This window comes from Bacteroides thetaiotaomicron VPI-5482, assembly GCF_000011065.1.
In the GTDB taxonomy this organism is placed as follows: Bacteria; Bacteroidota; Bacteroidia; order Bacteroidales; family Bacteroidaceae; genus Bacteroides; species Bacteroides thetaiotaomicron.
The window spans coordinates 414,196-427,024 of record NC_004663.1 but is presented as its reverse complement, the minus strand read 5'-3'; the positions used below and the strand labels follow the sequence as shown (position 1 = coordinate 427,024).

General features: G+C 44.6%; 10 protein-coding genes. 9 read left to right on the top strand and 1 reads right to left on the bottom strand.

The features are described from left to right. Positions 1-15: 15 nt before the first annotated feature. The 9 genes from BT_RS01730 (at position 16) to rpiB (ending at position 11,923) form a co-directional block, all read left to right on the top strand. Complete coding sequence (locus BT_RS01730; protein WP_008760645.1) at positions 16-693, top strand: NUDIX hydrolase; 678 nt, start codon at positions 16-18, stop codon at positions 691-693. Between the two features lie 5 nt (positions 694-698). Further along, positions 699-1,382 carry an L-ribulose-5-phosphate 4-epimerase gene (locus BT_RS01725; protein ID WP_008766123.1) on the top strand — a complete coding sequence of 228 codons (684 nt, stop codon included), beginning with the start codon at positions 699-701 and terminating at the stop codon, positions 1,380-1,382. Between the two features lie 48 nt (positions 1,383-1,430). Next, positions 1,431-1,781 (top strand): four helix bundle protein, encoded by a 351-nt coding sequence (locus BT_RS01720; RefSeq protein ID WP_016267883.1) that lies wholly within the window; start codon positions 1,431-1,433, stop codon positions 1,779-1,781. Between the two features lie 80 nt (positions 1,782-1,861). Then, positions 1,862-3,391 carry an L-arabinose isomerase gene (gene araA, locus BT_RS01715; RefSeq protein WP_008760642.1) on the top strand — a complete coding sequence of 510 codons (1,530 nt, stop codon included), beginning with the start codon at positions 1,862-1,864 and terminating at the stop codon, positions 3,389-3,391. Between the two features lie 189 nt (positions 3,392-3,580). After that, entirely contained in the window at positions 3,581-5,176 is a 1,596-nt protein-coding gene (locus tag BT_RS01710; protein WP_008760641.1) for a xylulokinase, read from the top strand. A gap of 104 nt (positions 5,177-5,280) precedes the next feature. After that, positions 5,281-7,689: a beta-L-arabinofuranosidase gene (locus BT_RS01705; RefSeq protein ID WP_011107211.1), complete on the top strand. Its 2,409-nt coding sequence runs from the start codon at positions 5,281-5,283 to the stop codon at positions 7,687-7,689. A gap of 69 nt (positions 7,690-7,758) precedes the next feature. Beyond that, entirely contained in the window at positions 7,759-9,303 is a 1,545-nt protein-coding gene (locus BT_RS01700; protein WP_011107210.1) for an alpha-N-arabinofuranosidase, read from the top strand. A 176-nt stretch (positions 9,304-9,479) separates the two neighbouring features. Further along, positions 9,480-11,489: a transketolase family protein gene (locus tag BT_RS01695; protein WP_008766126.1), complete on the top strand. Its 2,010-nt coding sequence runs from the start codon at positions 9,480-9,482 to the stop codon at positions 11,487-11,489. Beyond that, positions 11,489-11,923, top strand: coding sequence for a ribose 5-phosphate isomerase B (gene rpiB, locus BT_RS01690; RefSeq protein ID WP_008766127.1), 435 nt, complete (start codon positions 11,489-11,491; stop codon positions 11,921-11,923). The genes BT_RS01695 and rpiB overlap by 1 nt, the downstream gene beginning before the upstream one ends. Before the next feature lie 189 nt (positions 11,924-12,112). On the opposite strand, the gene BT_RS01685 is transcribed toward rpiB, so the two are convergent. Then, complete coding sequence (locus BT_RS01685; protein ID WP_008766128.1) at positions 12,113-12,823, bottom strand: hypothetical protein; 711 nt, start codon at positions 12,821-12,823, stop codon at positions 12,113-12,115. Positions 12,824-12,829: the final 6 nt, after the last annotated feature.

Below are 12,829 nucleotides of genomic sequence, written 5' to 3'. Positions count from 1 at the left end.
AAATTCATTCAAACGATGAAAAACTATTATAGTTCGAATCCTACCTTCTATCTCGGTATCGACTGCATCATCTTCGGTTTTAATGAAGGCGAAATAAGCCTGCTGCTGCTGAAGAGAAACTTCGAACCGGCAATGGGCGAATGGTCACTGATGGGAGGATTCGTGCAAAAAGACGAAAGCGTGGACGACGCTGCCAAACGTGTACTGGCTGAACTTACAGGTTTGGAAAACGTATACATGGAACAGGTGGGAGCCTTCGGCGCCATCGACCGCGATCCAGGCGAAAGGGTAGTTTCGATTGCCTACTATGCGCTGATCAACATCAATGAGTACGACCGCGAACTGGTTCAGAAGCACAATGCTTACTGGGTAAACATCAACGAACTCCCCGCACTGATTTTCGACCATCCGGAGATGGTGGACAAAGCACGGGAGATGATGAAACAGAAAGCATCTGTCGAGCCTATCGGATTCAATCTGTTGCCGAAACTGTTCACACTGTCCCAACTGCAAAGTCTCTACGAAGCTATTTACGGCGAACCGATGGACAAACGGAATTTCCGCAAGCGTGTCGCAGAAATGGACTTTATCGAAAAGACGGATAAAATCGATAAACTGGGTTCCAAACGGGGTGCAGCCTTGTATAAATTCAACGGCAAAGCCTACCGCAAGGACCCGAAATTTAAATTATAATCAATATGCTGGAAGAACTGAAAGAAAAAGTATTTCATGCCAATCTCGAATTGGTAAAGCATGGATTAGTCATCTTTACATGGGGAAATGTTTCTGCCATCGACCGTGAAACGGAACTGGTAGTCATCAAACCCAGTGGAGTCAGTTATGATGATATGAAAGCGGAAGATATGGTAGTAGTGGACCTGGATGGCAAAGTCGTCGAAGGACGGCTGAAGCCATCCTCAGATACTCCTACTCACGTGGTACTCTACAAAGCATTCCCCGAAATCGGCGGAGTGGTGCATACCCACTCTACTTATGCTACCGCATGGGCGCAGGCCGGTTGTGATATTCCCAATATCGGGACAACTCACGCTGACTATTTCCATGATGCAATCCCCTGCACAGCGGATATGACGGAAGCTGAAGTAAAAGGTGCCTATGAACTGGAAACCGGAAACGTGATCGTAAAACGTTTCGAAGGCCTGAACCCTGTACATACACCGGGAGTATTGGTCAAGAATCATGGTCCTTTCTCTTGGGGAAAAGACGCACACGATGCCGTACACAATGCAGTAGTGATGGAACAAGTTGCCAAAATGGCAAGCATTGCTTATGCCGTGAATCCCAATTTAACAATGAACCCGCTGCTGGTAGAGAAACACTTCAGCCGCAAGCATGGTCCGAACGCTTACTACGGACAATAAAATAATTGACAATTGACAGTTGACAATTGACAATTAATGCGAGAGGACATGAAGGATAATGTAGTAAAAGATAAAAGTTTGGAGTTCGCTGTTCGGATTGTGAATTTATATAAGTTTTTAGTAAATGAACAAAAGGAGTTTGTGATGAGTAAGCAAATATTGCGATCCGGGACCAGTATTGGTGCCAATATTCGTGAGGCTGAGCAAGCACAAAGTCGGGCTGATTTTATTAATAAGCTGAATATAGCACTTAAGGAAGCGAACGAAACAGAGTATTGGCTGGAATTATTGATTAGAACAGAGTATATCACTCGGGAACAATATGAGAGCATCAATAATGACAGCACAGAAATAAACAAATTATTAATATCTATAATTAAAACAACAAAAAACAATTAATAATAACCCGCAATTGCCATTTGACTTTCGACATTCTCTCATTGTCAATTGTCAATTGTCAATTGTCAATTCAATAAATTATGAATAACGTATTTGATCAGTATGAAGTATGGTTCGTAACAGGAGCACAGCTCTTGTACGGAGGTGATGCAGTAATCGCAGTAGACGCACACTCTAACGAAATGGTTAACGGTCTGAATGAATCGGGCAAACTTCCTGTTAAAGTAGTATACAAAGGAACGGCCAACTCTTCTAAAGAGGTGGAAGCTGTATTCAAAGCAGCCAACAACGATGACAAATGTGTAGGCGTCATCACTTGGATGCATACTTTCTCTCCTGCTAAAATGTGGATTCATGGTCTGCAACAATTAAAGAAACCATTGCTGCACCTGCATACTCAATTCAACAAGGAAATTCCTTGGGATACAATGGATATGGACTTTATGAATCTGAACCAGTCAGCTCACGGCGACCGCGAGTTCGGACATATCTGTACCCGTATGCGCATCCGTCGCAAAGTAGTGGTAGGCTACTGGAAAGAAGAAGAAACATTGCATAAGATTGCTGTCTGGATGCGTGTTTGCGCAGGTTGGGCAGACTCTCAGGATATGCTGATCATCCGTTTCGGCGATCAGATGAATAATGTAGCCGTAACCGATGGTGACAAGGTAGAAGCAGAACAACGCATGGGCTATCATGTAGATTATTGCCCGGCAAGCGAGCTGATGGAATATCACAAAGATATCAAAAATGCTGATGTAGATGCTTTGGTAGCTACTTACTTCAATGACTACGATCATGACGCTTCTCTGGAAGACAAATCAACCGAAGCTTATCAGAAAGTATGGAATGCTGCCAAAGCCGAGCTTGCTCTCCGTGCTATCCTCAAAGCGAAAGGCGCCAAAGGATTCACTACCAACTTTGACGATCTGGGTCAGACTGACGGTAGCTATTTCGATCAGATTCCGGGACTGGCTTCTCAACGCCTGATGGCAGAAGGCTACGGATTCGGTGCTGAAGGTGACTGGAAATCGGCTGCTCTTTATCGTACTGTATGGGTAATGAATCAAGGACTTCCGAAAGGCTGTTCATTCCTCGAAGACTATACACTGAACTTTGATGGTGCCAACAGTTCTATCCTACAGTCACATATGTTGGAGATCTGTCCGCTTATCGCAGCTAACAAGCCTCGTCTGGAAGTACACTTCCTCGGCATAGGTATCCGTAAGAGCCAGACTGCCCGTCTTGTGTTCACTTCAAAGACAGGAACAGGCTGCACCGCAACTGTAGTGGATATGGGTAACCGTTTCCGTCTGATCGTAAACGATGTAGAATGTATCGAACCGAAACCACTTCCGAAATTGCCGGTTGCTTCCGCACTCTGGATTCCGATGCCTAACCTCGAAGTAGGCGCAGGCGCATGGATTCTGGCCGGTGGAACTCACCACTCTTGCTTCTCATACGACTTGACAGCAGAATACTGGGAAGATTATGCAGAAATCGCAGGCATCGAAATGGTACATATCAATAAAGATACGACTATCAGCTGCTTCAAGAAAGAACTGCGCATGAATGAAGTATATTATATGCTGAACAAAGCGCTTTGCTAAAAACCAATCACTGAGTCCACTTAAAAAAATCGGTACCATCTCCATTGGTACCGACTTTTTAGTCACACACAATATGGATACTGGCGACTTTTAATTCAACCCGAATTAAAGACACTTCCGCCTTTTGAAAGCAGACTCAGTTTTTGTTCTCCACACTTATTGTTATACCTTAAAATATCGGTTTCCAACATGAAATTAGATGCAAAATCAACCATCGAGACAGGTAAAGCTATCCTTGGCATAGAACTCGGTTCTACACGAATAAAAGCTGTTCTGATTGACCAGGAAAACAAACCTATCGCTCAAGGCAGCCACACATGGGAAAATCAACTGGTCAACGGACTTTGGACTTACAGCATTGATGCCATCTGGTCCGGACTGCAAGATTGCTACGCCGACCTCCGCTCCAACGTGAAGAAATTATACGACACAGAGATCGAAACACTGGCAGCCATCGGTGTCAGCGCCATGATGCATGGTTACATGCCTTTCAATGAAAAAGAAGAAATCCTCGTGCCTTTCCGCACTTGGAGAAATACCAATACAGGCCGTGCTGCGGCAGAATTATCCGAATTATTTGTCTATAACATCCCTTTGAGATGGAGCATTTCTCATTTGTACCAGGCTATTCTGGACAACGAAGCGCACGTCAAAGACATCAAGTTCCTGACAACTCTTGCAGGTTATGTACATTGGCAGATAACAGGCGAAAAGGTGTTGGGCATTGGTGACGCATCGGGTATGCTCCCCATAGATCCGACTACCAACAACTATTCCGCCGAAATGGTGGCCAAATTCAACAATCTGATTGCTTCGAAAGAATACAGTTGGAAACTGGAAGACATTCTGCCCAAAGTATTGTCGGCTGGTGAAAATGCCGGTGTCCTCACACCGGAAGGCTGTAAAAAACTCGATGCATCCGGTCATCTGAAGGCAGGAATACCGGTCTGCCCACCGGAAGGAGACGCAGGCACCGGCATGGTAGCAACCAACGCCGTCAAGCAACGCACCGGCAACGTATCGGCAGGTACTTCTTCTTTCTCTATGATCGTATTGGAAAAAGAATTGTCGAAGCCATACGAAATGATCGACATGGTCACCACTCCCGACGGAAGCCTCGTAGCCATGGTACATTGCAACAACTGTACTTCGGATCTTAACGCATGGGTCAACCTGTTCAAAGAATACCAGGAACTTCTGGGTATACCTGTAGATATGGATGAACTCTATGGCAAACTTTATAACATTGCCCTTACCGGTGATACCGATTGCGGTGGTCTCCTCTCCTACAACTACATTTCAGGCGAACCTGTTACGGGACTTGCCGAGGGAAGACCTTTGTTCGTACGTTCGGCCAATGACAAGTTCAACCTTGCAAACTTTATGCGGGCTCATTTGTACGCCTCAGTCGGAGTTCTCAAGATTGGCAACGACATCTTGTTCAACGAAGAAAAGATCAAAGTCGACAGAATCACAGGTCACGGAGGATTGTTCAGAACCAAAGGAGTCGGTCAAAGAGTACTTGCAGCAGCCATCAACTCGCCCATATCTGTTATGGAAACAGCCGGTGAAGGCGGTGCATGGGGAATTGCCCTGCTGGGTTCTTACCTGGTAAACAATAAAAAGGGTCAATCTCTTGCCGATTTCCTGGATGAAAGTGTATTTGTCAGCGATGCTGGTGTCGAGGTATCACCCACACCCGAAGATGTAGCCGGCTTCAACACATACATCGAAAGCTACAAGGCAGGTTTGCCTATAGAAGAAGCAGCCGTCAAATTCAAATAAGCGGCTTCACGGAGACCTTTCTCCCCCTTTCCCTGAATTTAGTATTAACATAAATATCCTCATTCCCTCTCCTTTTTGGAGGGGGTCAGGGGGAAGCTATTATCATGAAAACCACCTCGTTCATACTTGCCCTTATTATATCCATCTCCATCGGAAAAGCCCAGACGAACCATCAGGTCTCTTACTTTTCCCTTCAAGATGTGAAGTTATTAAGCAGTCCTTTTCTGCAAGCTCAACAGACTGATTTACATTATATCTTAGCTCTCGACCCGGACAGATTATCAGCTCCTTTCCTTCGCGAAGCCGGACTGACACCCAAAGCCCCAAGCTATACCAACTGGGAGAATACAGGACTGGACGGTCACATCGGCGGACATTACCTTTCCGCACTTTCCATGATGTATGCCGCCACCGGAGATACGGCGATATACCACCGTCTCAACTATATGCTCAACGAACTACACCGTGCACAGCAAGCTGTCGGCACAGGATTTATCGGAGGAACACCCGGTAGCCTCCAACTTTGGAAAGAAATCAAAGCAGGTGACATTCGTGCCGGAGGCTTCAGCTTAAACGGCAAATGGGTACCCCTCTATAATATACACAAAACGTATGCCGGACTGCGGGACGCTTACCTGTATGCTCACAGCGATCTGGCACGTCAGATGCTGATTGATCTTACCGACTGGATGATTGATATTACTTCCGGTCTTAGCGACAACCAAATGCAGGATATGCTCCGCAGTGAACACGGCGGCTTAAATGAAACGTTTGCGGATGTAGCGGAAATAACAGGCGATAAGAAATACCTGAAACTGGCACGCCGTTTCTCTCATAAAGTCATTCTCGACCCGCTTATCAAAAACGAAGACAGGTTAAACGGAATGCATGCCAACACACAAATTCCTAAAGTAATCGGATACAAACGGGTAGCCGAAGTTTCAAAGAATGACAAAGACTGGAATCATGCAGCAGAATGGGATCATGCAGCCCGTTTTTTCTGGAATACCGTAGTCAATCACCGTTCCGTGTGTATCGGCGGGAACAGCGTACGCGAACATTTTCATCCATCGGACAACTTTACGTCTATGCTGAATGACGTTCAGGGACCGGAGACTTGCAATACTTACAACATGCTCCGGCTGACCAAAATGCTTTATCAGAACTCCGGAGACGTTGACAACTCCAACAAACCGGACCCACGTTATGTAGATTATTATGAACGTGCACTCTACAATCATATCCTGTCATCACAAGAACCGGATAAAGGCGGATTCGTCTACTTTACTCCGATGCGTCCCGGACATTATCGGGTATACTCGCAACCGGAAACATCGATGTGGTGCTGTGTCGGTTCAGGCTTGGAAAATCATACCAAGTATGGTGAATTTATTTATGCGCATCAACAAGATACGCTTTACGTCAATCTTTTTATTCCTTCACAACTGAACTGGAAAGAACAAGGCGTTACATTAACGCAGGAAACTCTCTTCCCCGATGATGAAAAAGTTACCTTACGAATAGACAAAGCCGCTAAGAAGAACCTGACATTAATGATTCGTATACCGGAATGGGCAGGAAACTCAAAAGGGTATGAAATCACCATCAACGGTAAGAAACACCTATCTGACATACAGACGGGAGCCAGTACGTACCTCCCAATCCGGCGTAAGTGGAAAAAAGGAGATATGATCACCTTCCATCTGCCTATGAAGGTCAGCCTGGAGCAGATTCCCGACAAGAAAGATTACTATGCTTTCTTATACGGTCCCATCGTTCTTGCAACTTCTACAGGAACAGAAAACCTTGACGGAATCTATGCAGACGACAGCCGCGGCGGTCACATTGCCCACGGTCGGCAAACACCTTTGCAGGAGATCCCGATGCTGATCGGGAATCCCGATTCTATCCGCCATTCTCTTCACAAACTGAGCGGAAGCAAACTAGCTTTTAGTTATGATGGAAACGTTTATCCGACACAAAAGAGTAAATCACTGGAGCTTATTCCGTTTTTCCGCCTGCATAATTCCCGTTATGCCGTTTACTTCCGCCAAGCCAGTGAAGAACAGTTCAAAACGATTCAGGAAGAAATGGCTACAGCCGAACGGAAAGCGACCGAACTGGCGAACCGGACAGTTGACCTGATCTTCCCCGGTGAACAGCAACCGGAATCTGATCATAGCATTCAATATGAAGCTTCCGAAACCGGAACCCACAAAGACCGTCATTTCCGCCGGGCTAAAGGTTGGTTCAGCTATAACCTGAAAATAAAAGAAGAAGCAAGCCAGCTTATGATCACCGTACGGCAAGAAGACCGTAACAAAGCAGTGATCCTGCTGAATAACGAAAAACTGACCGTTCATCCCACTGTGAGCAAAGCCGACAAAGACGGTTTTATCAGACTCTGTTATCTCCTGCCCCGTAAATTAAAAGTAGGAAGCTGCGAGATTCTTTTTAAGCCGGACGGAACAGAATGGACCTCTGCCGTTTATGAAGTACGCTTACTGAAGTAACCGTAAGAACAAGAGAATGATCATCGTAAAAATCAAACTTCTATATAATCATTTAAACAAATTCCATTTATGAAAGCAAAACTATTAGTCAGCACGGCCTTTCTGGCAGCCTCGGTATCTCTTTCTGCACAAAAGAGTGCTACCATCACTGTACATGCCGACCAAGGCAAAGAAATTATCCCGAAGGAAATCTACGGTCAATTTGCCGAACACCTGGGTTCATGTATCTACGGTGGTCTTTGGGTAGGCGAAAATTCGGATATTCCTAATATCAAAGGATACCGCACGGACGTATTTAATGCATTAAAAGACTTGTCTGTTCCTGTTCTCCGCTGGCCGGGCGGCTGCTTTGCAGACGAATATCACTGGATGGACGGTATCGGTCCCAAAGAAAACCGCCCGAAGATGGTGAACAACAACTGGGGAGGAACGATTGAAGACAACAGTTTCGGAACACACGAATTTCTGAACCTTTGCGAAATGCTGGGCTGCGAACCATATATAAGTGGAAACGTAGGCAGCGGCACGGTAGAAGAACTCGCCAAATGGGTGGAGTACATGACTTCCGACGGTGATTCTCCAATGGCAAATCTGCGTCGCAAGAATGGCCGAGACAAGGCATGGAAAGTAAAATATCTCGGTGTAGGAAATGAAAGCTGGGGATGCGGCGGCAGCATGCGTCCTGAATATTATGCCGATCTGTATCGCCGTTATTCTACTTATTGCCGTAACTATGACGGTAATCATCTGTTTAAGATAGCCAGTGGTGCCAGTGATTACGACTATAACTGGACGGATGTACTGATGAATCGTGTCGGTCACCGGATGCAAGGTCTATCCTTACACTACTATACAGTTACAGGATGGAGCGGCAGCAAAGGTGCGGCAACCAAATTCAACAAAGATGATTTTTACTGGACGATGGGCAAATGTCTTGAAGTGGAAGATGTCATCAAAAAACATTGCGCCATCATGGACAAATATGATAAAGACAAGAAGATTGCCCTTTTGCTTGACGAATGGGGCACTTGGTGGGACGAAGAACCAGGAACGGTCAGAGGTCATCTGTATCAGCAAAACACATTGCGTGATGCCTTCGTTGCTTCTTTAAGCCTCGATGTATTCCACAAATATACCGACCGTCTGAAAATGGCGAACATTGCTCAGATAGTCAACGTTCTGCAATCTATGATCCTGACTAAAGACAAAGATATGGTACTTACTCCTACTTATTATGTATTTAAGATGTACAAAGTGCATCAGGATGCAACCTATCTTCCACTCGACCTGACTTGCGAGAAAATGAACGTACGCGATAACCGTACAGTTCCCATGGTCAGCGCAACAGCTTCTAAGAACAAGAACGGAGTGATCCATATTTCTCTCTCCAACGTAGATGCAGACAACGCACAGGAAATCACAGTCAATCTTCCGGACGTAAATGCCAAAAAGGCGATTGGAGAAATCCTGACTTCTGCTAATCTGACTGATTACAACTCTTTCGAAAAACCTAATATTGTAAAACCGGCTTCCTTCAAAGAGGTAAAAATCAATAAAGGAATTATGAAGGTAAAACTACCGGCTAAGTCAATTGTTACTTTAGAGTTACAGTAATCTAATAGTAAATACTTACTGTATTGTAAACAAGAAGGCTGTTAAAAAGCCTACAAAAAAGATAGCTCTTTTGGATGGTTAATTACACATAAAGAGCTATCTTTGCCAACATTATGAGAAATATGCCAAGTAATTGGCACATTGACAGACTAGCAAATCTATTAATTATTAAAGATATGAACGATAATAAACTTATGAATCGTGCAGCGGATAACATCCGTATTCTTGCTGCTTCAATGGTTGAGAAAGCCAATTCCGGTCACCCGGGTGGCGCCATGGGTGGTGCTGACTTTGTAAATGTACTCTTCTCTGAGTTTCTAGTATACGATCCTGAAAATCCGCGTTGGGAAGGTCGTGACCGTTTCTTCCTTGATCCGGGTCATATGTCTCCGATGCTCTATTCTACATTGGCATTGACAGGTAAGTTCACTTTGGACGAACTAAAAGAATTTCGCCAATGGGGAAGCCCTACTCCGGGACATCCGGAAGTAGACATCATGCGTGGTATCGAAAATACTTCCGGTCCGCTGGGACAGGGACATACTTTCGCTGTAGGTGCCGCTATCGCAGCTAAATTCCTGAAAGCACGCTTCAATGAAGTAATGAATCAGACTATTTACGCATACATTTCCGATGGTGGTATTCAGGAAGAAATCTCTCAGGGTGCCGGACGCATTGCCGGTGCATTGGGACTGGACAACCTGATCATGTTCTACGACTCCAACGATATTCAGCTTTCTACAGAAACGAAAGATGTAACCGTTGAAGACACTGCCATGAAATATGAAGCATGGGGATGGAACGTACTCAGCATCAATGGTAATGATCCTGACGAAATCCGTGCAGCTATCAAAGAAGCTCAGACAGAAAAAGAGCGCCCGACTCTGATTATCGGTAAAACCGTTATGGGTAAAGGCGCACGCAAAGCAGACGGTAGCAGCTACGAAGCCAACTGTGCTACACACGGCGCTCCACTCGGTGGCGACGCCTATGTAAATACAATCAAGAATTTGGGTGGCGATCCTGTCAATCCGTTCGTGATTTTCCCGGAAGTAGCCGAACTGTATGCAAAGAGAGCAGCAGAATTAAAGAAAATCGTAGCTGAAAGATATGCAAAGAAGGCCAAATGGACCAAAGCCAATCCGGAACTGGCAGCTAAACTGGAAGCATTCTTCTCCGGCAAAGCTCCTAAAGTAGACTGGGCTGCCATCGAACAAAAAGCAGGTACTGCCACTCGTGCCGCTTCTGCAACTGTTCTGGGTGCTCTTGCAATGCAGGTAGAAAATATGATCGTTGCTTCTGCCGACCTTTCTAACTCTGACAAGACTGACGGTTTCCTGAAGAAAACTCATTCTTTCAAGAAGGGCGATTTCAGCGGTGCATTCTTCCAGGCCGGTGTATCTGAATTATCAATGGCTTGTATCTGTATCGGTATGTCACTTCACGGTGGTGTGATCGCTGCTTGCGGTACCTTCTTCGTATTCTCCGACTATATGAAACCTGCCGTACGTATGGCTGCTCTGATGGAACAGCCTGTGAAGTTCATCTGGACTCATGATGCATTCCGCGTAGGTGAAGACGGTCCTACTCATGAACCGGTAGAACAGGAAGCTCAAATCCGCCTGATGGAGAAACTGAAAAACCACAAGGGACACAACTCTATGTTGGTACTTCGTCCGGCTGATGCGGAAGAAACGACTATCGCATGGAAACTTGCCATGGAAAATATGTCTACTCCGACAGGTCTGATCTTCTCCCGTCAGAATATCGCTAACCTGCCTGCCGGAACTGATTACGAACAAGCAGCCAAGGGTGCTTATATCGTAGCCGGTTCAGACGAAAATCCGGATGTAATCCTGGTAGCTTCAGGTTCCGAAGTGTCTACTTTGGTAGCCGGTACAGAGTTGCTTCGCAAGGATGGCGTAAAAGTTCGTATCGTATCTGCACCATCAGAAGGTCTGTTCCGCAGCCAGTCTAAGGAATATCAGGAATCAGTTCTTCCGGCTGATGCCAAGATATTCGGTCTTACTGCCGGTTTGCCTGTCACTCTTCAAGGTCTGGTAGGTTGCCACGGCAAAGTATGGGGATTGGAATCTTTCGGTTTCTCTGCTCCTTACACAGTATTGGATGAAAAACTTGGATTTACTGCCGAGAACGTATATAATCAGGTAAAAGCAATGATTTAATGAAAACAATTGGATTAGCATGCGACCACGCCGGTTTTGAACTAAAAGAATATGTTCGCGGCTGGCTGGAAGTAAAAGGCTGGGCTTACAAAGATTTCGGAACCAACTCTGCCGCAAGCGTAGATTATCCGGACTATGCCCATCCGCTGGCCCTAGCAGTAGAATCGGGTGAATGTTATCCCGGTATTGCGATCTGCGGCAGCGGAAACGGAATCAACATGACTCTGAACAAGCATCAGGGAATACGTGCTGCTCTTTGCTGGAATGCAGAGATCGCACATCTGGCCCGTCAACATAATGACGCTAATATTCTCGTGATGCCGGGACGCTTCATCAGCACTGAGGAGGCGGACATGATATTGACAGAGTTCTTCTCAACACAGTTTGAGGGGGGACGCCATCAAAATCGTATTGATAAGATTCCGGTAAAATAATGCCTGAAAATCTATAAAAATAAGGTGGAATATTTAATAAATATCCCACCTTATTTTTAAAACATGAGGCTCAAGGAATATATAACCATAGTCTTTGTCTTCATTTTCCTTCTATATCTTTCTCAAGTTAAAGCCATCTACTATAACACATCTGTTGAAGAAGATTGCTATATACACTTATGACTAAGTTTACCATTGAACAATGTAATAAGACAATCCTATTTCCAAAGAGGGAACAATTAAATGAAATTTTTCACGAGGGCGTATAGACAATTCACCTATACTGGTATTTTTGTGAAGTCCTTTAATTTTAGCATACAAACAATTCACACCCAACCTAATTCCCAAGCGGGAGTCAAAAGCATATTCATAAGCAATCCCCATATTGCCTCCCACTGTCGAACATGTTGTATTATAATTCTCCAACTGCGATATTGTTCCCTTACTTCTATAATTAACATATCCAATACCAGCACTCACATACATAATCCCATCCAAAAATCCAGCCTGCCGTTTAATAAAAGAAATCTGCGGAGCTACATAATAGAACGATTTTTTTTCATTGATTCCCGATGATAGCACTCCATCATGTTTCTTTGTACCATTACTATAGTCATAATAAAACAATCCACATCCTATATTACTGTAAGGGGTATAAGTCATCAATTGTATTGAAGAAACAAAAGGAACATCATTTTTATTATTTCCTATATACCAAGAGCTGCTTCCATTTTTTTGTATACCAGTAAAACCAATCCCTAACCCGACATCCAAGATATATACTCGTTTATATGACTCGTTATTAGTTGAAACATTCAGTGAATCTTTCTGAGCATACAAAGAGTTGATACTGAACATCAAAGATATTAATCCCACTAGCAGGCATTTGTTTTGTTTCATAATAAG

Excerpts from the sequence above, each read along its gene's own strand:
- BT_RS01730 (WP_008760645.1), top strand. The coding sequence starts at position 16 with ATGAAAAACTATTATAGTTCGAATCCTACCTTCTATCTCGGTATCGAC.
- BT_RS01725 (WP_008766123.1), top strand. The coding sequence starts at position 699 with ATGCTGGAAGAACTGAAAGAAAAAGTATTTCATGCCAATCTCGAATTG.
- BT_RS01720 (WP_016267883.1), top strand. The coding sequence starts at position 1,431 with ATGAAGGATAATGTAGTAAAAGATAAAAGTTTGGAGTTCGCTGTTCGG.
- araA (WP_008760642.1), top strand. The coding sequence starts at position 1,862 with ATGAATAACGTATTTGATCAGTATGAAGTATGGTTCGTAACAGGAGCA.
- BT_RS01710 (WP_008760641.1), top strand. The coding sequence starts at position 3,581 with ATGAAATTAGATGCAAAATCAACCATCGAGACAGGTAAAGCTATCCTT.
- BT_RS01705 (WP_011107211.1), top strand. The coding sequence starts at position 5,281 with ATGAAAACCACCTCGTTCATACTTGCCCTTATTATATCCATCTCCATC.
- BT_RS01700 (WP_011107210.1), top strand. The coding sequence starts at position 7,759 with ATGAAAGCAAAACTATTAGTCAGCACGGCCTTTCTGGCAGCCTCGGTA.
- BT_RS01695 (WP_008766126.1), top strand. The coding sequence starts at position 9,480 with ATGAACGATAATAAACTTATGAATCGTGCAGCGGATAACATCCGTATT.
- rpiB (WP_008766127.1), top strand. The coding sequence starts at position 11,489 with ATGAAAACAATTGGATTAGCATGCGACCACGCCGGTTTTGAACTAAAA.
- BT_RS01685 (WP_008766128.1), bottom strand. The coding sequence starts at position 12,823 with ATGAAACAAAACAAATGCCTGCTAGTGGGATTAATATCTTTGATGTTC.